At 41.3% G+C, this 20874-nt stretch carries 20 protein-coding genes; 9 read left to right on the top strand and 11 right to left on the bottom strand.

The window, feature by feature from the left end; all coding sequences use genetic code 11:
* Window positions 1–27 precede the first annotated feature (27 nt).
* Both pyk and ADHAQ_RS0111125 read right to left on the bottom strand, forming a co-directional pair.
* Entirely contained in the window at window positions 28–1458 is a 1431-nt protein-coding gene (gene pyk / locus ADHAQ_RS0111130; protein WP_026462994.1) for a pyruvate kinase, read from the bottom strand.
* A gap of 8 nt (window positions 1459–1466) precedes the next feature.
* Window positions 1467–1895 carry an IPExxxVDY family protein gene (locus ADHAQ_RS0111125; protein WP_026462993.1) on the bottom strand — a complete coding sequence of 143 codons (429 nt, stop codon included), beginning with the start codon at window positions 1893–1895 and terminating at the stop codon, window positions 1467–1469.
* A gap of 200 nt (window positions 1896–2095) precedes the next feature.
* Between ADHAQ_RS0111125 and ADHAQ_RS0111120 the strand changes: the two genes are divergently transcribed.
* The 6 genes from ADHAQ_RS0111120 (at window position 2096) to ADHAQ_RS0111095 (ending at window position 7613) form a co-directional block, all read left to right on the top strand.
* Window positions 2096–2332, top strand: a complete 237-nt coding sequence (locus ADHAQ_RS0111120) for an acyl carrier protein (protein ID WP_026462992.1) — start codon at window positions 2096–2098, stop codon at window positions 2330–2332.
* 68 nt (window positions 2333–2400) lie between these two features.
* A complete protein-coding gene (fabF, locus tag ADHAQ_RS0111115; RefSeq protein WP_026462991.1) occupies window positions 2401–3651 on the top strand; it encodes a beta-ketoacyl-ACP synthase II in 1251 nt (416 codons plus the stop codon).
* A 19-nt stretch (window positions 3652–3670) separates the two neighbouring features.
* Window positions 3671–4390 (top strand): ribonuclease III, encoded by a 720-nt coding sequence (gene rnc / locus ADHAQ_RS0111110; RefSeq protein WP_026462990.1) that lies wholly within the window; start codon window positions 3671–3673, stop codon window positions 4388–4390.
* A 70-nt stretch (window positions 4391–4460) separates the two neighbouring features.
* Window positions 4461–6332 (top strand): NAD(+) synthase, encoded by a 1872-nt coding sequence (gene nadE, locus ADHAQ_RS0111105; protein WP_026462989.1) that lies wholly within the window; start codon window positions 4461–4463, stop codon window positions 6330–6332.
* 130 nt (window positions 6333–6462) lie between these two features.
* Window positions 6463–7326 carry a prolipoprotein diacylglyceryl transferase gene (gene lgt, locus ADHAQ_RS0111100; protein ID WP_342667280.1) on the top strand — a complete coding sequence of 288 codons (864 nt, stop codon included), beginning with the start codon at window positions 6463–6465 and terminating at the stop codon, window positions 7324–7326.
* Window positions 7323–7613 carry an antibiotic biosynthesis monooxygenase family protein gene (locus ADHAQ_RS0111095; RefSeq protein ID WP_026462987.1) on the top strand — a complete coding sequence of 97 codons (291 nt, stop codon included), beginning with the start codon at window positions 7323–7325 and terminating at the stop codon, window positions 7611–7613. The genes lgt and ADHAQ_RS0111095 overlap by 4 nt, the downstream gene beginning before the upstream one ends.
* 72 nt (window positions 7614–7685) lie before the next feature.
* Here the strand turns inward: ADHAQ_RS0111095 and ADHAQ_RS0111090 are convergent, their stop codons facing one another.
* Together ADHAQ_RS0111090 and yidD are read right to left on the bottom strand one after the other, a co-directional pair.
* The gene (locus ADHAQ_RS0111090; RefSeq protein ID WP_026462986.1) at window positions 7686–8540 is read right to left on the bottom strand and encodes an NHL repeat-containing protein; all 855 of its coding nucleotides are present in this window, start codon (window positions 8538–8540) and stop codon (window positions 7686–7688) included.
* Between the two features lie 101 nt (window positions 8541–8641).
* Complete coding sequence (gene yidD, locus ADHAQ_RS0111085; protein ID WP_026462985.1) at window positions 8642–8863, bottom strand: membrane protein insertion efficiency factor YidD; 222 nt, start codon at window positions 8861–8863, stop codon at window positions 8642–8644.
* Between the two features lie 90 nt (window positions 8864–8953).
* Between yidD and ADHAQ_RS0111080 the strand changes: the two genes are divergently transcribed.
* Both ADHAQ_RS0111080 and ADHAQ_RS0111075 read left to right on the top strand, forming a co-directional pair.
* Window positions 8954–9775: a PorV/PorQ family protein gene (locus tag ADHAQ_RS0111080; protein WP_026462984.1), complete on the top strand. Its 822-nt coding sequence runs from the start codon at window positions 8954–8956 to the stop codon at window positions 9773–9775.
* Between the two features lie 3 nt (window positions 9776–9778).
* On the top strand, window positions 9779–11875 hold the full coding sequence (locus tag ADHAQ_RS0111075; protein ID WP_026462983.1) for a ComEA family DNA-binding protein: 2097 nt from the start codon (window positions 9779–9781) through the stop codon (window positions 11873–11875).
* Here ADHAQ_RS0111075 and sigZ read toward each other — a convergent pair.
* From sigZ to ADHAQ_RS25360, 4 genes are all read right to left on the bottom strand, one after another.
* Window positions 11872–12516 (bottom strand): RNA polymerase sigma factor SigZ, encoded by a 645-nt coding sequence (sigZ, locus tag ADHAQ_RS25370; protein WP_051359858.1) that lies wholly within the window; start codon window positions 12514–12516, stop codon window positions 11872–11874. The genes ADHAQ_RS0111075 and sigZ overlap by 4 nt on opposite strands.
* A 10-nt stretch (window positions 12517–12526) precedes the next feature.
* Complete coding sequence (locus ADHAQ_RS0111065; protein ID WP_051359857.1) at window positions 12527–13039, bottom strand: GNAT family N-acetyltransferase; 513 nt, start codon at window positions 13037–13039, stop codon at window positions 12527–12529.
* 157 nt (window positions 13040–13196) lie between these two features.
* Window positions 13197–13637, bottom strand: a complete 441-nt coding sequence (locus ADHAQ_RS25365; RefSeq protein WP_034256754.1) for an ArsI/CadI family heavy metal resistance metalloenzyme — start codon at window positions 13635–13637, stop codon at window positions 13197–13199.
* A gap of 101 nt (window positions 13638–13738) precedes the next feature.
* Window positions 13739–14011 (bottom strand): ankyrin repeat domain-containing protein, encoded by a 273-nt coding sequence (locus tag ADHAQ_RS25360; protein WP_051359856.1) that lies wholly within the window; start codon window positions 14009–14011, stop codon window positions 13739–13741.
* 269 nt (window positions 14012–14280) lie between these two features.
* Between ADHAQ_RS25360 and ADHAQ_RS0111050 the strand changes: the two genes are divergently transcribed.
* Window positions 14281–15609: a PQQ-dependent sugar dehydrogenase gene (locus ADHAQ_RS0111050; RefSeq protein WP_026462981.1), complete on the top strand. Its 1329-nt coding sequence runs from the start codon at window positions 14281–14283 to the stop codon at window positions 15607–15609.
* A 54-nt stretch (window positions 15610–15663) separates the two neighbouring features.
* On the opposite strand, the gene ADHAQ_RS27840 is transcribed toward ADHAQ_RS0111050, so the two are convergent.
* From ADHAQ_RS27840 to ADHAQ_RS0111035, 3 genes are all read right to left on the bottom strand, one after another.
* Window positions 15664–17589, bottom strand: coding sequence for a peptidylprolyl isomerase (locus tag ADHAQ_RS27840; protein WP_084523819.1), 1926 nt, complete (start codon window positions 17587–17589; stop codon window positions 15664–15666).
* Between the two features lie 71 nt (window positions 17590–17660).
* Window positions 17661–18761 carry a mechanosensitive ion channel family protein gene (locus tag ADHAQ_RS25355; protein WP_051359855.1) on the bottom strand — a complete coding sequence of 367 codons (1101 nt, stop codon included), beginning with the start codon at window positions 18759–18761 and terminating at the stop codon, window positions 17661–17663.
* Window positions 18762–18968: 207 nt separating this feature from the next.
* The gene (locus tag ADHAQ_RS0111035; RefSeq protein WP_034256753.1) at window positions 18969–20831 is read right to left on the bottom strand and encodes an ABC transporter ATP-binding protein; all 1863 of its coding nucleotides are present in this window, start codon (window positions 20829–20831) and stop codon (window positions 18969–18971) included.
* Window positions 20832–20874 lie beyond the last annotated feature (43 nt).

The following is a 20874-nucleotide window of genomic DNA, read 5'->3' as shown; positions in this document are numbered from 1 at the left end:
TAAAGTTTTATTTGATCAGATTAAATCCTATTGCCGGCTAAGTTTAATAGTGTTGGCACTGGTTCTGTCTGTAACAGGCATGCTGGTAATATTTACTACAACATCGCCGGTTTCTAAAAAGCCTTGCTTAGTAAGGATGGTACGGAATTCAGTCAGCATATTATCGGTAGAGGAGTCTTCTTGCTCGTACAGAAGGGCCCGTACTCCCCAAACCATATTTAACTGGTTTAATAACTTAGGACTATCCGTAAAGGCGAAGATGCTAGCTTTAGGCCGATGTTTAGCTGTATTGAAGGCCGTATAGCCAGAACGCGTCATACAAACAATGGCTTTGGCATCCGTGTCGCGGGCTAGCGTACAGGCGTGCGCAATAACCATTTTGCTAAAGAAAGAACCAGAGTTATTGTTAGGGAAAGAAATTTTGTTGAAAACCTCTCCGTGTGATTCTACTGAGGCAATGGTGCGGCTCATGCTCCGGATGGTTTCCAAAGGATAGGCACCTGCAGCTGTTTCAGCACTTAACATAACAGCGTCAGCACCATCAATCACGGCATTTGCTACGTCATTGGTTTCAGCCCGGGTAGGACGTGCATTGGTAATCATGCTTTCCATCATTTGAGTGGCTACAATAACAGGCTTACCTGCCTTGTTACACTTCCCAATGATCATCTTTTGCAGCATAGGTACATCCTCCGCTTTTATCTCTACGCCAAGGTCTCCACGGGCTACCATAATCGCATCTGTGGCGGCAATAATTTCATCAATGTTTTTAATGGCTTCTGGCTTTTCAATTTTTGCCACTACCATGGTGTTTTTACCCCGTTCAGCAATAATGCGTTTAATATCAACAATGTCTTCCGCGCGGCGAACAAACGAAAGCGCCACCCATTCTACATTATTATCTAAGCCAAAATGTAAATCTTCTTTATCTTTTTCAGTTAAAGAAGGAGCAGATACGGCTGTGTCTGGTAAGTTAATGCCTTTACGCGGTTTAACCGGACCACCATAAATAACTACTACTTCTACTTCTTTGTCTTTATCAGTAGAAATAACCCGTAATTCTATTTTACCATCATCAATCAAGATGGCATCACCAGGGTTTACGTCCCGAGCTAATTCTGTATATACTGTCGATAGCCGGGTTGCAGTGCTAACAGAGTTATCGCAAACTAATTTAATTTTATCACCAGCATGTATCTCCACCTGGCCATTTTCAACATCACCTAACCGTATTTTTGGACCTTGTAAATCTTGCATCAGGCAAACGGTAGTGCCTAATTCCTGATTGATTTGCCGAACATAACTAACAACTTTTGCATGGTCTTCGTGCTTGCCGTGCGAAAAGTTAAGCCGAAACACGTCTACTCCTTCTTTAACCAATGCAGTTAGCATTTCATGGTTATTGCTGGCCGGACCAACCGTCGCAATTATCTTCGTCTTGTTAAATGTTACTTCCATATATAGTGTTAAAACATCAGATTCTCTTTAAACTCAAGAGAATCGGGATCAAATTTCTTTACGTATTGAATTAACGGCACTAATTTAAATCGGTTTAACAATTCCTGGGTACAAAAATTATTAAGGGCGCCGCTAATCTGAATTAAAAAATCATATTCTTTAATATCGGGAGCTAAAAACGGTTTTTTCAGAGTGCTCAAATCAATAGATTTATTACGGTATAGCCGACACGTACTATGTTCGCTGGTATACAAGTAATTAGATATTACTAAACGGCCTTTACTAAAAATATCAAAACTCAAGTCTTGCTGTTTTACCAGCCGAATATTAAACTGCTTATTTAGTGCCCATGCAAGTTTATGGTCTTTACTGGAAGAAACCAAACCAAAAAGGTCAAAATCGTAAGCATAATCTACTTCCAGTTTAAAATTTTTCATAAAATTAAAATCAAGGGTGGTGCAAATTTAAATTGAAAAATTGCCTTCTGGTATAAGGTTTTAAAATTAATAAGGTATTCTGATAAGACCGAGAAAGAGGGTGAAAACATTTTTCCACAGAGTTATTAAAATAATTTTTTTGACATTGTGTATTTAAATCTCTTAATTTGCGAAGTATTTCAAAAAAATCTTAAAATAAAATGTCAGAAATCGCAGAAAAAGTTAAAGCTATCATTATTGATAAACTGGGTGTTGAAGAATCAGAAGTAACTCCAGAGGCAAGCTTTACAAATGACTTAGGTGCCGATTCTTTGGATACCGTGGAACTTATCATGGAATTCGAAAAAGAATTTAATGTTTCTATTCCAGATGATCAAGCTGAAAACATCGGCACCGTTGGTCAAGCGATTAGCTACCTGGAAGAACACGCTAAGTAATTTTTTCTTCCTGTTTATTTTTTTCTGTTCACAGTTTCCAAAATTTTATCCACCCTCTGAAATAGCTTATGGAGCTTAAGAGAGTTGTAGTTACAGGTCTAGGCGCACTCACGCCAATTGGTAATAATGTTTCCGAGTATTGGAATGGTTTATCGAATGGTGTGAGTGGTGCTGCACCTATTACCCGGTTTGATGCCAGTAAGTTTAAAACGCAATTTGCCTGCGAAATAAAAGGATATAATCCTGAAAATTATTTCGACAGGAAAGAAGCGCGTAAAATGGATATGTTTACACAGTTTGCTTTAATCGCCAGCAATGAAGCCATTGCCGATTCTGGTTTATTGGAGAACGTAAACAAAGACCGGGTTGGGGTAATCTGGGGATCCGGAATTGGTGGACTGAAAACGTTTCAGGACGAATGTATAAGCTACGGTACCGGTGATGGTACACCGCGGTTTAATCCATTCTTCATTCCTAAAATGATTGCCGATAGTTCTTCCGGTAACATTTCTATTAAAAATGGTTTCAGAGGGCCAAACTTTGTAACCACTTCAGCTTGTGCATCCTCTTCAGATTCTATTGTGGCGGCTTATAACTACATACGCTTAGGTATGGCAGAAGCTATTGTTACGGGTGGATCAGAAGCAGCTATTACCGATGCTGGTGTGGGCGGTTTCAATGCTTTGAAAGCAATGAGCGAGCGCAACGATGATCCGGTAACCGCTTCCCGTCCTTACGACAAAGACCGTGATGGCTTTGTATTGGGAGAAGGAGCCGGAGCACTGGTTTTAGAAGAATATGAGCACGCTAAAGCACGTGGTGCTAAAATTTATGCTGAAATAATTGGTGGCGGCTTATCTTCAGATGCTTACCACATTACAGCTCCGGATCCGTCTGGTGAAGGGGTAGTAATGGTAATGCAGAATGCTTTGCGTGATGCTGGTATTCGTCCGGAAGACGTAGATTACATAAATACCCACGGTACCAGTACCCCCTTGGGTGATGGCGCTGAGGTAACCGCTATTCAGAAAGTATTTGGCGAGCATGCTTACAAGGTAAATATCAGCTCAACTAAGAGTATGACGGGTCACCTTTTAGGGGGCGCCGGTGGCATTGAAGCAGTGGCAGCTATTCTGGCAATTCAGAATAAATTGGTGCCACCAACTATTAACCACTTTACCGACGACGAAAGTTTAGACCCAAGGTTAAATTTTACGTTTAATAAAGCACAGGCACGCGAGATAAATATTGCAGTAAGTAATACGTTCGGATTTGGCGGACATAATACCTCTGTAATTTTCCGTCGGTGGAACGATTAACGTACCTGTTCTGGGTTAGGTGTTTACACTCTTTCATAAATTATTCCGAAAAGACCGGGCTTTTATAAAAGCCATTACTAACGTAACTAACATTACGCCGGATAATGTTTACCTGTATACGCTTGCCGTTACGCATACCTCGTATGTAAAACAAAATGTAAGTGGTAAACAGGAAACAAACGAGCGTTTAGAGTTTTTAGGCGATTCTATTTTAGGAGCAGTAGTAGCTGAATTTTTGTTCAAGAAGTTCCCCTACAAAGATGAGGGATTCTTAACGGAAATCCGTTCCCGAATTGTAAACCGGGAATCCTTAAATCATATAGCCTTAAAAATAGGATTAAATACTTTAGTTAAAGTTGATCAGAATAACCAGGCGGCCCGCTTTAAGTCTATTAATGGTAATGCACTGGAGGCTTTGGTTGGCGCTATTTATTTAGATAAAGGCTACAAAACTACCAAAAAGTTTATCCTGGATAAACTTATTAAACCCCATTTTGATTTACATACCCTGGTTACCACCACCTCTAATTTTAAGAGTAAGTTAATCGAGTGGGCGCAGGGGCAGAATAAAAACATCCGGTTCGATATAGTTAATCAGAAACAATCCGGGAATATTACCGAATTTACCGCTGAAGTTACGCTAGACAACCAGACTTTAGCTTGTGGTACCGGTTATTCTAAGAAAAAAGCCGAGCAGGCCGCCGCTGAAAAAAGCCTGAAGCTGCTTAATATCGAATAATTACTATAACATAATGCTTATTCCGGAGGTATGCCTTAACTTGGGGCGTACATAAACGTTATAAGACTTTATGCAAAATATCTTAAAAATTGCCGGTGCTGCACTTAATCAGACTCCTATCGACTGGCAAAATAACCTTCAGAATATAAAAGATGCTATTGAGGAGGCCAAATCTCAGCAGGTAGCTATCTTATGTTTGCCGGAATTAAGTATTACCGGTTACGGCTGTGAGGATTTATTTCTTAGTTCCTGGTTGCCGGTTTCCGCTTTCGAGAAGCTGCTCATTATTAAAGAATGGTGCGACGGTATAACCGTTTGCCTGGGGCTGCCGGTCCGTGCTTTTGGCACTGTATTTAATACTGCCTGTGTGGTTAAAAATAAAGAAATTGTGGGCTTTACGGCTAAACAATTTATGGCTAATGATGGGGTGCACTACGAACCCCGTTGGTTTTCCTCCTGGCCTGCTAATGAGATCCGACAATTCGAAATGTTTGGAGAAACGTACCAGATTGGAGACATTATTTATGAGGAGCAAGGCGTAAAATTTGCATTTGAAATTTGCGAAGACGCCTGGCGGCCAGATAATGACCGTCCAGGTGGTCGGCATATGGAAAAAGGGGTTCAGTTAATTATTAACCCAAGTGCCAGCCATTTTGCCATGAGCAAAACAGATTTACGTTATAAACTTGTGATGAATGCTTCCAGCCGCTTTAATTGCACTTATTTATATGCTAACTTATTAGGTAACGAAGCCGGCCGGATTGTTTATGATGGCGAAATATTAATTGCCCAGAACGGAAATCTAATTACTCGAAATCATTTATTGAGTTTTAAACAGGTAGATTTAGAAGTGGCTGAGGTTGATTTCCAAAATCCTTTGCCACCGGTTAGTGAAATAGAGCAACTTCCACCTATTGATGAAAATAAAGAATTTATTTCGGCTATAAGCCTGGCGCTTTTTGATTACCTGCGGAAAAGCCGGAGCAAAGGCTACGTGCTTTCCTTAAGTGGCGGCGCCGATTCTTCTGCCTGTGCTGTAGCTGTTTCTGAAATGATTAGACGGGCTATTTGTGAAGTAGGCTTAGACGATTTTGTCGCCCGAACGAATATTCTTAAGGCAAATGAAATTGATCAATTAAAGGTCTTATCGGAAGAGGAGCAGGTAAAAACACTTTGTAATAAAATATTAATTTGTGCCTATCAAGCCTCCAAAAACTCTTCTGATGATACTTTTCAATCGGCAGCAGGTTTAGCAGAATCAATAGGAGCCACATTTTATAATTGGTTTATAGATGATGAGGTAGCCGGATATACCGATAAAATTGAAAAATCCATAGGCCGGAAACTCACCTGGGAAACCGATGATATAACCTTGCAAAATATTCAGGCAAGGGTGCGCGCTCCGGTAATCTGGATGCTGGCTAATTTAACCGGATCTTTGTTGATGGCTACTTCTAACCGCAGTGAGGCTTCCGTTGGTTATGCCACCATGGATGGCGATACTGCTGGGAGCATCTCGCCTCTGGCTGGCGTTGATAAGGCTTTTCTACGGCAATGGTTAGTGTGGGCCCAGACCGAACTAGGCTACGAGGGTTTACAATATGTAAATAACTTACAGCCTACAGCTGAATTGCGACCAACTGAAAAAGCGCAGACTGACGAAAAAGATTTAATGCCTTACCCTATTCTGAACCAGATAGAGCGTCTGGCATTTTACGAACGGTTGTCGCCGCAGCAAATATTTGAAAAAATGCGGGGAGAGGAGGAAGAGGCTTTATTAAAGCAACATATCCAACGCTTTTTCTCTCTCTGGACCCGGAACCAATGGAAACGGGAACGCTATGCGCCGGCCTTTCATATGGACGATTATAATGTAGATCCCCGTAGTTGGCTGCGCTTTCCAATTCTGAGTGGAGGCTATCAGGATGAATTAAAATTTTAACCTATAAAAAATATAAATGAGAAAGTGAGGTGGTACATTATACCGCTTCACTTTTCTATTTTAGCATTCGCTCTCAACCTTTCTTGTTAACTAAATACAAAATCGTATTTTTGAGCCATACAATTTATCTATGATTTCTATCTTAAATTACATTACCTGGAATGTATCCGATGAAATATTTCGGGTGGATTTACCTGTCTTGGGCAGTATTGCTCTTCGTTGGTACGGTTTGCTTTTTGCTTCAGGGTTTATTTTTGGCCAGATTATTTTAACCCGTATGTATAAGGCTGAGCGTGTCTCAGAGAAATGGGTTGATGTAATTACTTTATATATGATAGTGGGTACGGTTTTGGGCGCCCGCTTAGGTCATTGTTTATTTTACGAACCGGATGTTTACCTGAGCGATCCTATTCGTATTTTAAAAATTTGGGAAGGAGGCCTGGCCAGCCACGGCGCTACCGTTGGTATCTTATTAGCATTGTATCTATACAGCCGCAAATACAGATTTGATTACCTGTGGGTATTAGATCGGATTGTAATTGTAGTGGCGTTGGGTGGTGCCTTAATCCGGTTAGGTAATTTATTTAACTCTGAAATTGTAGGGAAGGCAACCAATGTGCCCTGGGCCTTTGTTTTTATGCGCAATTATGAGTTCCCGCAAGTACCTCGTCACCCAGCCCAGTTATACGAGTCGATCTCCAGTTTCTTAATTTTCCTGGGACTGTTGTTTTTATGGAGCCGTAAAAAAGAGGCTACTCCACGGGGCCGCATCTTCGGCTTGTTTGTAGTTATTTTATTTACGCTGCGGTTCTTATACGAATTCTTAAAAGAGGCGCAGGTAGAGTTTGAAGAAAGCATGACCTTAAACATGGGACAGATATTGAGTATTCCGCTAATTCTGGTTGGCTTGTATATTCTTATCCGGTCTTACACCCACCCCGTTTTGCCGGTTAATAATCCCGTTGATCTGGATTTGGAACCAAAGACTAAATGATTTTAGAGGTAGCTATACTATCCATAAAGGCCGGAGAATCTGCGGCCTTTATGGATTCCTTTTCTAAGGCACAAGCTATAATAGCTTCCATGCCTGGTTATATAACCCATTCATTACAGAAATGTCTGGAGCAGGAAGATAAGTTTCTTTTACTGGTACAATGGCAAACCTTAGAAAATCATACAGTAGGGTTCCGAGGACCTGAAGCTTACCTGACCTGGAAGCAGCTACTTCACCATTTCTATGACCCTTTTCCGGTAGTAGAACATTTTACGCAAGTGCTTTAATACCATCATAGGTGTAAAAGTTGGGCAGTTTCAGATTTAACCAGGGAAAGGGGTCAAAGTAATTATGGGCGATTATAATTTATATTGAAAAAGGCCTCTTTGTTCGTTTGTAAATACTATAGTACGGTTATCGGTAAAAACTGCTGCTTCAGTCTGACCTACCTTACCTAAAGAAATTTCTCCCTTCTTGGAGGCAAAGAAATCAGTGCTGCCATTTAAGTTAAAAAGATGCAGTTTGCCCAGGCTTAATAAAAGTAAAGTCTTCCCATCAGGGCTTACATCGGCACTGGTAACTGGCGCATAAATATCATAATTAGTAATGGGTTTAGCTTCATAAGTGCCAGGTTGGTCAGGTAACTCATAAAGTCGGGCATTTACACCTTGTTCTCTGTCTTTGGTTACTACATATAATCTGGAACGATACCAGAAAAGCGCTTCCGAATCATAATCAAAGTTTTGATTCTTTTTCTGCCGGTCAGCATATTCAAATTCAATTGTTTCTATTTCGTCTGGGTTTTCCAGCTTTAGTTTATAGATTTTAAGCTTTTTGCGTTTGTTGCTATTATTACCTGTATCGGCAATATAAATATTACCTTTATTATCTTTAGTAATATCTTCCCAATCTATGTTTTCGATCTGGGGAAGAGGAGTAGTCGCTAATAATTTACCTTGAGCATCTATGGTGTAAATTTCAGCAGAATTTCCGGCATCGTTATGGGTGACAAAGGTGCCCGGTGCGTTGCCTATTTCTATGCCCGAGCTTTCATTAACAACTTTAGGTAACTCCCCAATTTTAATAGCTTCTGGCGCTACAGGTGCAGTACTAGTTGTAACATTGGTGCCGGGGTTACTTTCTTCCTGATCAAATGCAAAAATGATCAGTGAAAAAAAGATAAAAACAACTGCAATTTTTAGTTTTAGATTCATACGCCTATTCCTCCCTTAAAACCATAATTGATTTCCGGAACCTGTTAAGACGAGAATAATTGCGTTGGAGTTTACTATATATGGAGTTTTTTGCTTACCGGTTACGGCACCGGATCATAACCACTGCCTCCCCAGGGGTGGCACCGCCCAATTCTTTTTATGGCTAACCAACCTCCTTTAACCGGACCATATTTAATAACAGCCTCTGCGGCAAATTGCGAACAGGTGGGTGTAAAACGGCAACTGGCCGGCGTAAGCGGCGAAATCATTCGCTGGTAAATCCAGATTAATCCCAAAAGAATTTGTTTCCCTAATAGTTGCATGTGCATCGGTTGCCAAATTCGTGCGTATGAAGCACAAACGGCAGATTAAGAACAAAGTTAAGGATAAGTATATAGGAAACAGGTTTCTACATGATAAATAAAGCTTCAGTTTTTTTACTCCTGCTTATCCTGCTTTGGTCCCGAATAGGCTGGGCAAGTACGGAACCGCATCTGGCCGGGGCCCGGTCTGCAGGCATGGGTGGTATTACCGTTACCCTTTCTGATGTTTGGGCCGCAGCCAACAATATAGCGGGCATTACCAATCTGCCAAAGCCTGTACTTGGTACGTATGCTGAGAACAGGTTTAACTTAAAAGCTTTTTCAACGGTTTCTTTACAGGGCGTTTACCCTTTACAGAAATATGGGGCAGTTGGCCTAGACTTTTCCCGGTTTGGCGATAAGCTATATAATGAGCAGCATCTTGGAGTAGGTTTTGCCCATAAACTGGGACCCGTTAGTTTAGGTATTAAAACTACAGTTCTTCAGCTTCACCTGGAAGGCTTGGGCAATAAACGAGCGGTAGCTTTCTCCTTTGGTGGACAGTCAGAGGTTATTCCAAAATTAATTTTCGGTGCTCATATTTTCAACCTTACGCAGGTACGAGTAGCCTCTTTTCAGGATGAGCGATTCCCGACGGTAATGACTGCCGGTCTAGCGTATAAAGCCGGTCAAAAAGTTTTGCTATCCGTGGAAACAGCCAAGGAACTGGAACAAGCTGCCAATATTAGAGCCGGCCTGGAATATTATATTATAGATAAATTAGCCTTGCGATCAGGTTTTACTACAGCTAACCAAAAAATTACGGCTGGATTGGGTTATAAAGCTAAAGCCTTACAGGTAGATTTTGCCATGGGCGGACATACCGTTTTAGGTTTTAGCAACCATATATCAATATCCTTTCAAATAGAGTAAAAGATGAAGAGGTTTTTACTCTATTGTATCATCTTTATTGGCTGTATTAAGCCTTCTTTTGGGCAGGAGTTTCCCAGGCCCGAAGTTAATTTAGAATTATTTGTGCAGGAATTAATCGATCAGCAGGAAGACGATAATATTTTGTATGAAGATATTTATGAAAATCTTTTTCAGTTTTACCAGAACCCCATCAATTTAAATAATACCAATACAGATGAGCTAACAACGTTGTTTTTATTATCTCCGGCACAGATTCAGAGCTTATTGCAATATCAGCTCCAGGCAGGTAAACTGGTCAGTATTTACGAATTACAGGCTGTTCCGGGATTTGATCTGGTTACCATCTACCGGCTTTTACCATTTGTAATGGTTCAGGATCCGGGTTTATTAGAAGGACGCAAAGATTTATGGCAACGGATGTTAACCAATAAAAACCACTGGGCAATTATGCGTTACGATAGGGGCTTAGAACGACGAAAAGGATACACACCTCCGGATACAATTGGAACCCGATTAACCTCCAGGTACTTGGGCTCTCCGGACAAATATTTAATTAGATATCGGAATAGCCACACCCGAGATTTTAGTTATGGTTTTACCTTAGAGAAAGATGCTGGCGAACGATTTGCCTGGAACCGCGCTAAAAATCAGTACGGGGCTGATTTTTATTCTGCCCATTTTCAGCTTTATAATAAAGGTAAATTAAAAGCATTAGCCCTCGGCGATTACCAACTGCAATTTGGGCAGGGATTACTTTTATCCTCTGGGTTTTCTATTGGCAAGGGTAGCGAAACAATTACCACCATCCGGCGCAGTAATATTGGGGTCCGGCCTTATTCTTCAGTTTTGGAGAGTGGCTTTTTCAGGGGCGGGGCACTTACTTATTCAATCAAGCCAAATTTAGAATTGACCGGCTTTTATTCTAACCGCAAAGTGGATGCTTCTTTACAGGCAGCCACCGATACGTTAGAAAATATAGATTTTACCTTTTCCGGGATACAGGTTTCCGGACTGCACCGGACCCCAACCGAATTAGCCAATAAACATCGGTTAAACGAGCAGGTAGTAGGTAGCAACATAACGCAGCGCAACTTATTCCAAAATTTTACCCTGGGCTTTACAACTTTATTTACCCAATATAATATACCGTTGCTAAGAGCACCTGTTGCCTATAACTTACACGCCTTTTCCGGCAGATATAACTTGGTTTCCGGTTTAAATTATAGCTATAGCTGGCAGAATATCAGCTTTTTTGGTGAAACAGCCAGGTCTTCTGGTGGTGGCTTAGGTACGGTAAATGGGCTTTTGGTTAGCTTGGCTAAGACCGCTGACTTTTCAGTGGTATACCGGAATTACCAAAAAGATTTTCATAGTTTGTACGGGAATGCTTTCGGCGAAAATACTCGCAATAACAATGAGCAAGGGTTATATTTTGGCTTAAAATTAAAACCTGCTCCTCATTGGGAAATAACGGCATATTATGATCAGTTTAAGTTTCCGTGGCTCAAATATCGGGTAGATGCACCCTCCCAAGGAAACGAATATTTAGCCAGGATCCTTTTTCGGCCTAATAAGAAAACGGTTTTTTATGCTCAGTTAAGGACCGAAACAAAAGGGCTTAATTTAAAAACACCAGACCGAAAGTTGGAATTTGTAGCTCCTGCTACCCGACAAAATTATCTGCTTTACCTGGACTATTCACCAAATGATTTTTTAAATCTGCGTTCGCGAATACAGGCTAGTCAATATGAGCATGGCGGCCCTAAGGAAAGTGGTTTTTATATTGGGCAGGAGGTAAACCTTAGCTTTAGGAAAACACACGTTAGTACCCGCTATGCCCTTTTTGATACGGATGATTACGATACCCGTCAATATGTAACCGAACGGGATGTATTATATGCTTTCTCTATTCCAGCCTTAAGCGGTATGGGTTCCCGTGTTTATATGGTCGTTCAACAGGCCATTTTGCCGCAGGTAGATGTGTGGTTAAAATTTGCGCAAACCCAATACCGGCACCAGCATACGATTGGTTCAGGATTAGAAGAAATCAGGGGCAATAAAAGAACTGATATCCGTTTTCAGGTCCGGTATCAGTTTTAAAGATAACCTGTAATATTTGTTCCTTTTTCTGATGTTAGTTTTTGCCGTAATTGTTTTAAGGGCGTACAGGTTTCTTTAATATCAGCACTCACTATGTTTCCTTCCCTGTCTAGTTCTAAGTAGCAGCACTCTATAAACAAAGCTTTTAGTTTTTCCCGGCCCCGCTGTATCCGGGATTTTGCTCCGGATAAGGATATGCCAAGTTTCTCGGCAATTTCTTTTTGCGGAATACCTTCTATATCACTTAAAAGAAGGGGTTGGGCATAGGCTGGGGGTAATAAATTAATCAATGGCCGCACACACTCCAGAAGTTCCTTATTGAAAGTATGGTCAGGTTGTTGTTCCAGGTCTTCATTTGGCTGAAGATAAACCACATGTTTATTTTCCCGGAAGAAATCAAAAACAGCATTGCGGGTAATTTGGTAAAGCCAGGCTTTTTTGTTGTAGACCTGAGGTAACTGCTCACAATTATTATAAATTTTCAGAAAAAGCTGCTGGGTTATTTCCTGCGCTGCTTCTTTATCTTTTACCTGCTTCTGAATAAAGCCTTTTAGTTTTTCTTCATACTCCAGGAATACAGGCGCTACCTGATTACAAGGCGATTCTGAGATACAGCAATCCTGAGTTTTTTCTGTTTGCATTTGAAAGTTTCTAAACTCCAATAACAGTACTACGACGCTCCAATAAAAATACATCGCGCCATTGCCCATGCAGTTGACCTATTTTCTGGCGCAAACCTACTATTCTGAATCCGGCTTGTTCGTGTAAACGTAAACTGGCAATATTTTCCCACATTATCCCATCCTGTAAGGTCCAGAGATTATGAGCTTCCGACTCCTGAATTAATTCTTCTAATAACTTTTTTCCAATGCCCAACCCCCGGAATTGCTCACCCACATAAACACTTACCTCGGCTACTCCACGGTAAACACACCTGCCTGATACTGGAGTTAAGGCAGCCCAGCCAGCCACTTCGGTATCCTGAACGGCCACCAATCTGCCATAGGGTAGGTGGCTGGTATGCCAGGTATCCCAATCAGGAACTTCTGTTTGAAAGGTAGCTTGATTAGTAGCAATGCCTTCTGAATAAATGCGAGCTACTGCTTCATAATGCTGTTGCTGCAAGGATGTAATCGAAAATAGAGTTGTAGTTAAGGCTGGCATGATACTTTTTATTGGAACAAGTTATTAAAAGTAAATAAAATATAAAAAAGGCTATCTTATTAATCAGGAGTTTTGGTTTATCGGTAATAAGTAGCACTACATAAGGCGTTTAAGTGTCGGTAGTGGCAAACACACAGCAGGGAGTTGATTATCTTTTTCATAAGGATACACAGACGGTTATATGTGTTTCGCAGCAGACAGTGTTTATGGGCGTGGTAACTTCTCCGTAATAGGTTAACGATTCACCGGAGGTGTAAAACGCCTCCCAATCCAGTCCCTGCGGATCTGTAATCCAGGATTTTTCGGACTTAGCATAACAGCAGGTACAACTACCTTCTTCCCGAATGGTTCCTTTAGCTGTTTTTAACCGTCCGTAAACTTCATGCAGTTCGTCTAAGTTCTCGGTTTGAATACCTAAGTGCTCAATTCCAGCATCACCAGAGCGGAGGGAAATGGCAAAATTGATGCGAGGGTCTTCCAGCATCCACTTTGCATAATCGGGTTTTAGCACAGTAGGCTCAGAAGCGAATAATGCGCTGTAAAAGGCAACAGATTCGTCTAGGTTTTTTACCCGTACATTTACATGAAATCTTTTCATGGCTCTTAAATTTTATCGGTGAAGTAATTAATTGTTGATTACACCACGATGACGGAGAGCCTATAGAAAAGACGCAGAATTTTAGAATTATTTTTTAATTTTTATAGGGAGAAATACTGGGCTGCATCATGGCCCTGTTTTATGGCTATTTCCATCGGTGATTGTCCGTCTTCGGTTAGAGCATTTATATCGGCTCCCCGCTCCAGTAATAGTTTTATTAAATCGCCATTTCCTTCCTGGGCAGCCAGGTGTAACAGCGTATAGCCTTTATTATCTTTTGTATTTACAATATCTGGCTCATTATCCAATAAAGATTTTACCTCTTCAAGGTTACCAGATTTTACAGCTTCAATAGGGTTGTTTGCCTCTGCCATAGTTATTTGTGTTTGGCTAATAATACGGGAGTAACTTACTTAAGATTTAGATGGAAGCTTAATTTATTAATATGATACAGTTGTTTCCAATACGGCATAAATACCTATAACTTTAAAATTTTGATCTAAAGAAGTTTTAACTATTTGATAATATTATATTTGAAGAGTTATTATTTTTAATGTGCCTTTTGTGAGTTTGGTTGCGGTGGTGGAAAACAGCAAATGATTGTATTTTCAGTATTTGTATAAATAACCTCATGTAAGTAACTATGAAAAAACTAAATGGCTTTTTATTAAGCAGTATGGTAGCACTGGCATTAGCCGGGTGTAATAACCAGAAAAAATCAGGTGCAGAAGAAGCTGGTGCTACCGGCGCGGCTTCCGATTCGGTTGCCACCACGGCCGCTGATACCTTAAAGCTACCAGAACCATTTGCTACTCCGGCAACCGCTAAACTAAGTAATATTATAGGTTGGCCAGCCGGCGAAACGCCCGTAGCTCCGGCCGGGTTTACGGTTACTAAATTTGCCGATGGGTTAGATAGTCCTCGATGGATTTATGTGGCGCCTAATGGAGATTTATTCATTGCCGAGTCAAATAAAAATCCACGGCAACCCGGTAATCCTAAAGAAAAAGGCAACGCTAAAGGGTTTAGTGCCGACCGGATTACGTTGTTACGGGATGCCGATAAAGATGGTAAACCAGAACTGCGGCAGGTATATTTGCAGGATTTAAATCAACCTTTTGGGATGTTAGTCCTGAACGATTATTTCTATGTGGCTAATACCGATGCCCTGTACCGTTTCCCTTACAAAGCAGGCCAAACTAAAATAACCGGAAAAGGTGAGAAAATTATGGATTTACCTGCTGGCGGGTACAACAACCACTGGACCCGCAATATTATTGCTAATGCCGATGGTTCTAAAATCTACATTTCAGTTGGTTCGTCTAGTAATGTAGGCGAAAATGGCATGGAGCATGAAGTACGCCGGGCTAATATTTTAGAAATAAATCCGGATGGTTCCGGCGAACGCGTTTTTGCCAGTGGCTTGCGGAACCCATCAGGATTGGATTGGGCACCGGGAAGTAATATGCTGTGGACAGCTGTTAATGAACGCGATAACCTGGGTGATGATTTAGTTCCGGATTATATTACCAGTGTAAAAGAGGGGGCTTTTTACGGCTGGCCGTATTCTTATTTCGGGCAGCACGAAGATCCTCGTTTAAAAGGTCAGCGCCCGGATTTAGTTAAAAAAGCCATAGCCCCAGATGTGCCGGTTGGCGCCCATACTGGTACGCTTGGTCTGGCTTTTTACGATCAGAAAACCTTTCCGCAAAAGTATCATAACGGAGCATTTGTAGGCCAGCATGGATCCTGGAACCGGTCTAAGTTTGCCGGCTATCGGGTAGCTTTTGTGCCTTTTGCAAATGGTAAACCCAGTGGACCGCCCGAGGATTTTTTAACGGGCTTTATTGCAGATCCACAAAAAGGCGATGTATATGGTCGGCCAATAGGTGTAGCCGTGTTGCCTGACGGATCTTTGTTAGTGGCCGATGATTCTTCTAATATTCTTTGGCGGGTAACTGCTCAGAAATAACCTCCTAAAACAAAAAGTCCTCTTGAATAGCTGAGGATTTTTTGTTTTAGGAGGTTATTCCAATAAAGTAACTGTTTGGATAATATCGCCTATTTCAAGAGCATGAACTACTGGTAAGCCTTTTAGCACTTTAGCAAAAATGGTATATCGTCCATCTAAATGCGGGGTGGGGGAGTGGGTGATAAACCATTGGCAGCTTTCGGTGTCTTTACCAGCCGAGGCCATGCCTACATAACCCTCTGCGTAGCGTAAATTGGCCAACTCCGACCGGATAGCGTAATCAGTGCCGCCCCAACCATCACCTCTGGGGTCGCCGCCCTGTACTACAAAGTTGGGCACCACCCGATGAAAGCTTTTATTGTTATAAAATCCTTTTTGTATCAGTTCTACAAAATTGGCGACGGTACCCGGGGCCTCTTCCGTAAATAATTGCAGCGTAATATTGCCTTTATTAGTTTTTAGTAAAACCTGTTGATTTGGTTTCAGCTTTTGGATAAGTACCCAGTTAATAGGATGCGTATAAGGATTTTTAGGTGGTTCAGCAGGTGCTTTTCCCTCAAAAAAGTTAATTGTTTTCTGAAGTTCCTGGTAAGTTTCCATATCCTGAGGCAATTTTAATTTATCGCGTGCTATAATAAGAAAGGCATAATCTGGAAAACTTTCCTTAAAGTTAAGTTCGGCTTCCTGCAATAAACCGGCTGTTATTCCAATTAAAGCCACATCACCAGATTCTATAGCTCGTTTAAAGATAGAAGCAAAGGTTGATACCAGCGACGGTAAGAAATCCTTGTTTTTTCGGCTATCGGCTAAAGCCTGTATTCCATATGATGCCAGGATAGGGGAAGCCTTGGCAAAAGTCTCTTTTTCTATAAAACGGAAATTAGTTAGGTCCTGACTTAAAGCTGCTAACAAGAAGCCTTTTTCGTAGTTATTGTTAGTAGCATTATAGTGTTTAAGTATAAGATTATTAACTGGGGTTTTATTTGAAGCATTTTTTAATGCTGCGGCCAGCAAAGTAGCCCTTACCCGCCAACGCTGGTCTTGTTTTGCTTGCGTTAATAGCCGGGCACTATCTTCAAGGGGTGCTTTAGCAAGTAAAAGGTCGGCCGCTGCAGTTGCCGTATGTATATTTTTATCGGATAATCCCCGGTAAATAGTTTGCTTCACCTTTGCATAGTCCCGGTTACCTAAGGCCCGCAGCGCATTAATCCGAACCCGGTAATCCGGATCCTGCTGAGCAAGGTTTTGCAAAGTGAGGATCGGCTCATCTGTTAAAATTTTGCCAAGCGTCTGAACTGCTGCCATCCGAACATCAGGGGAAGGATCAGTTGAAGCCACTGAACTTAATTTTGAGGTAAAGTCAAACAAATTTAAGTTAGGTGTTCTGGCTAAGAAATGCGCAGCACCAAGCCGGGCAGCCTGTTTGTTAACAGCATTCAGCAAGTAAATTGCTTTAGGAATAGCTTTGTCGTAGTCCAGGTTTTTGGCATTAGCTCGGTAAAGGCCCCAGGCCTGACCAGTTTGTTCTAATAAACTATCCGAGTTAAAAGTACTTAAAAAATCAATTCCAGTTTGGGTGGCGCATTTGCCTAAGGCTTCTAATAATTCAGCTCTTACTTCAGGTTGTTTTTCCTGCTGAATGGCTTTGATGATATTCGCTTCTGATGTCTTGTCTGCTAGTTGGCCCAAGCTGTAGGCGGCCGCCTTTCTAACCTCAGCTTTTTTGTCGGTTAACAAATCTTCTAAAAAAGGGATTGCTTTTTTGTCCTGAACAGAACCAAACGCTAATGCGGCTTCTTCTCTGTCGGTGCTACTCGGGTTCTTTAAGTAGGGTAGCAGGTTATCTGTTTGCCGCTCATCCTGGTAATTAAAAATGGAGCGGAGAGTAGTATCCTGAAATTTGTTTACAGGTTGTTGCTGCCCAAATACAGGGGTAATAAACCAAGCTAATATATAAATTGGGTAGACCTTAAATTTCATATTCCGGTAACTTTACCTGAATATAAATAAAAGCTACTTTAAAAAATAAAAGTAGGAGGTGATTGCTGCTCCTACACTTTACTATTGCCTTCGTTAATTTTTACCGGCGACTCAATATCAACAACAGCGCGCGTTTTAGGTAAACATTCCGGATAATTGGTTTGAATAAACTTAACTAACCTTTCGCGTACCTCGCACCGCAAATCAAAAGCCGAACCTGAATCTGCCGCACTAACCAATGCTCTAAGTTCTAAGGTTTGTTCTTTAGAATCTGTTACCTGTAAAACGCATACGCGTTTGTCCCATAATTTGTGGGGATGTACGATATTTATAAGTTCCTGACGAACAGCTTCTACCGGTATGGTGTAATCGGTATACAGAAAAACGGTGCCTAAAATCCGGGCAGTGGTGCGGGTCCAATTTTGGAAAGGTTTTTCAATAAAATAATTTAAGGGCAAAACCAGCCTGCGTTCGTCCCAGATATGTAACACTACATAAGTGAAGGTAATTTCTTCTACCCGGCCCCATTCTCCCTCTACCACCAATACATCGTCTATCCGGATGGGTTGCGTAAAGGCAATCTGGAAACCCGCCAACAGGTTACCTATAGAACGCTGGGCGGCAAAACCAATGATAACACTGGCAATACCCGCCGAGGTAAGTAAACCAGTGCCAATTTTACGAACCGTGGCAAAACTCATCAGAATCAAGGCGGCTGCTACAAAAATGATCAGAATTATAATTACCTGTTTTACAAATTGTAATTGAGTAAAGAGCTTACGTTCCCGGAAATTATCAGGCTTAGTAATCTGGAAACGATGTTTTATTAAATCTTCTCCAACGTAAACAAACTTAATAAGGCACCAGGCAAACGAACCAATAAGCGTGGTTTCAACAAATCGCCGGATAACTTCCCAACTATCAGGAGTAAGACTAATTAAAGGCAGCGTAAAAGAAACCAGCAAAAGAGGAAAAAAAACAGAGCAGGGGCCGCTTAAGTGGTTGTAAATAGAATGGGTGAGTAAGGGTTCCTTCTTACGTTTATAAGCCCGTAATAAAGCAAATATTATGTATTTAAGTACCAGACCGGCTACCACACTACCGGCCAATACGCCAACAGAATAGAGAATATTATGAAAGGAATTCGAAAAAGTAGGTAAATAGCTTTGCATCTTCAGTAATTCAGAATTCTTCTTTTAAGAACAGTATTACCCGAAACAATAAATAAAAGTTATTTTGTTGGTCTTTAAGTAGTGCCTTCAAGGTAATTTAATTCCATGTAACCAGGAAACTATTTACTTATATTGGCTAGCTTATAACAGATAAATTTTTTCTGATTTTTTACTTAAACTGCTTGCGTCTCTTTTCAAAGTAAATAATTATTGATAACCTTTGGCTTGCAGGTTAAAAAGTTCAGCATACCGGCCATTCAAAGCCAATAATTCATGATGAGAACCAATTTCTAAAAGCTTTCCTTGTTCAATAACCAAAATACGATCGGCCATACGGACTGTGGAAAAACGGTGTGAAATAAGTACTGCCGTTTTGCCGTGGGTAAGCTCAGCAAATCGCTGAAATACCTCGTGCTCAGCCCGGGCATCCAAGGCGGCGGTAGGTTCATCCAGAATCAGCAATTGAGCATCGCGCATATATGCTCTTCCCAAGGCTATTTTCTGCCATTCGCCTCCCGATAAATCTACTCCTTTCGCAAACCTGCGCCCAATCATTTGGTTATAGCCATCCGGTAATTTATTTATTAAAGTGTCGGCGAGGCTTTGAGCTGCTGAACTTCGGATCCGGGTTTCGTTTTGCTTTTCCTCAATACGTCCAACAGCTATATTGTGGGAGGCGGTCATCTGAAATCGGACAAAATCCTGAAAGATTACACCAATCTCTTTGCGTAAATCTTCCGGGTTGTAATCGCGCAGGTCGTAGCCATCTAATAATATTCTTCCTTCGGTAGGATCGTACAAACGGGAAAGTAGTTTTACCAAGGTAGTTTTTCCAGCGCCATTTTCGCCAACCAAAGCCAATTTTTCGCCGGCCTGTAACGTAAAGTTAAGATTACGAATAGCCCATTTCTCGGAATTTGCATATTGGAAACCAACATTATCAAAAATAAAACCTTCTTTAATGGGTTTGGGAAATGGACGGGTCTGCGTGTTGGGAATAATATGCGGTTTAATCTGAAAGAAATCAAAGAAGTCCTGCAGGTAAAGTGCCCCCTCGGCAATGCCAGAGAACCGATTTAAAATACCTTCCAACAGGCTACGCATTCGAGCAAAAGACCCCGCATAAAAAGTTAGATCGCCAATGGAAATATTCCCGTTAACCGCCCGAATAATAATAAATACATAAGCTGCATAATAACCGGCACTACCCAGGGCGGCAAAAAAGGTGCCCCAGCCTGCTCGTTTAATAGCAAGCTTTTTATTGTCCTGGTAAAATTTATTTGATAGTTCCTGGAAACGATCGATTAGGAAATCTGATAGGCCAAAAATCTTAATTTCCTTAGCTGTTTCGTCACTAGCCCCTGTCATCCGCAAATAGTCCAGTTCCCGGCGTTCCGGGGTCCAGCCATGTACCAACGAATAACTTCTTTCGTTAAAATGCGATTCGCCCAAAAAAGCCGGAATTACCGCAATTATTAATAATAAAATTAACCAGGGATTAAAGCTAATTAAGCCTACGGCCAAAAAAGCCAGGGTAATAAAATCCTGCATCTGCCCCAGTACCTGCGCCATTAAAACGGTTCGGCTTAACGTTTGCCGCCGGGCCCGTTCCAATTTATCATAAAAGTTAGCATCTTCAAATTGAGCTAAATCTAAGGAGGCAGCGTGCTGCATGAGTTGCACTGAAGTGGTATTGGCTAATAAATCGCCTAATAAACTATCTAGCAAAGCGCCGGCTCGGTTAAGCAAATCCGAAAATACAGCTAACCCAAATTCCAGTAATACCAGGTTAAACAAATGGGAGTGGCTGTATTGGCCACTATGTTGGGTCAGGAATATTACCTCATCTATTATTAGGCGGGCTACCTGCAGCATAGCTAGTGGAATAGCTGCCCGAATAATACGAATAGCCATATTGCCAGCTGCCATGGTTGGACTGGTTTGCCAGATTAGCCGTAGAAAAGCCGGAACATTTTTTAAGGCCGATACCCGATCCTTAAAGGTAGTTGCTGGCTTGCCGTTAGTAGATTTGGGTTTGAAGTTGCTGAATATAGTGGACCAAAAAGGCATTGAATACTTATTATAAAACGTTGTTTGCTGCTAATTACAAAAT

The organism is Adhaeribacter aquaticus DSM 16391 (assembly GCF_000473365.1).
GTDB classification, from domain to species: Bacteria; Bacteroidota; Bacteroidia; order Cytophagales; family Hymenobacteraceae; genus Adhaeribacter; species Adhaeribacter aquaticus.
Note: the sequence above shows the minus strand (reverse complement) of the source record. Positions and strands in the feature narration are given on the sequence as shown.

Bases quoted from the DNA above. Each gene is read 5' to 3' on its own strand.
- ADHAQ_RS0111050 (WP_026462981.1), top strand. From the start codon at position 14,281: ATGAAAAAACTAAATGGCTTTTTATTAAGCAGTATGGTAGCACTGGCA.
- pyk (WP_026462994.1), bottom strand. From the start codon at position 1,458: ATGGAAGTAACATTTAACAAGACGAAGATAATTGCGACGGTTGGTCCG.
- nadE (WP_026462989.1), top strand. From the start codon at position 4,461: ATGCAAAATATCTTAAAAATTGCCGGTGCTGCACTTAATCAGACTCCT.
- ADHAQ_RS25355 (WP_051359855.1), bottom strand. From the start codon at position 18,761: ATGCAAAGCTATTTACCTACTTTTTCGAATTCCTTTCATAATATTCTC.
- ADHAQ_RS27840 (WP_084523819.1), bottom strand. From the start codon at position 17,589: ATGAAATTTAAGGTCTACCCAATTTATATATTAGCTTGGTTTATTACC.
- ADHAQ_RS0111035 (WP_034256753.1), bottom strand. From the start codon at position 20,831: ATGCCTTTTTGGTCCACTATATTCAGCAACTTCAAACCCAAATCTACT.
- ADHAQ_RS0111065 (WP_051359857.1), bottom strand. From the start codon at position 13,039: ATGCCAGCCTTAACTACAACTCTATTTTCGATTACATCCTTGCAGCAA.
- yidD (WP_026462985.1), bottom strand. From the start codon at position 8,863: ATGCAACTATTAGGGAAACAAATTCTTTTGGGATTAATCTGGATTTAC.
- ADHAQ_RS0111095 (WP_026462987.1), top strand. From the start codon at position 7,323: ATGATTTTAGAGGTAGCTATACTATCCATAAAGGCCGGAGAATCTGCG.
- ADHAQ_RS0111090 (WP_026462986.1), bottom strand. From the start codon at position 8,540: ATGAATCTAAAACTAAAAATTGCAGTTGTTTTTATCTTTTTTTCACTG.
- ADHAQ_RS0111120 (WP_026462992.1), top strand. From the start codon at position 2,096: ATGTCAGAAATCGCAGAAAAAGTTAAAGCTATCATTATTGATAAACTG.
- ADHAQ_RS25365 (WP_034256754.1), bottom strand. From the start codon at position 13,637: ATGAAAAGATTTCATGTAAATGTACGGGTAAAAAACCTAGACGAATCT.
- fabF (WP_026462991.1), top strand. From the start codon at position 2,401: ATGGAGCTTAAGAGAGTTGTAGTTACAGGTCTAGGCGCACTCACGCCA.
- sigZ (WP_051359858.1), bottom strand. From the start codon at position 12,516: ATGCAAACAGAAAAAACTCAGGATTGCTGTATCTCAGAATCGCCTTGT.
- ADHAQ_RS0111080 (WP_026462984.1), top strand. From the start codon at position 8,954: ATGATAAATAAAGCTTCAGTTTTTTTACTCCTGCTTATCCTGCTTTGG.
- ADHAQ_RS0111075 (WP_026462983.1), top strand. From the start codon at position 9,779: ATGAAGAGGTTTTTACTCTATTGTATCATCTTTATTGGCTGTATTAAG.
- ADHAQ_RS25360 (WP_051359856.1), bottom strand. From the start codon at position 14,011: ATGGCAGAGGCAAACAACCCTATTGAAGCTGTAAAATCTGGTAACCTT.
- lgt (WP_342667280.1), top strand. From the start codon at position 6,463: ATGATTTCTATCTTAAATTACATTACCTGGAATGTATCCGATGAAATA.
- ADHAQ_RS0111125 (WP_026462993.1), bottom strand. From the start codon at position 1,895: ATGAAAAATTTTAAACTGGAAGTAGATTATGCTTACGATTTTGACCTT.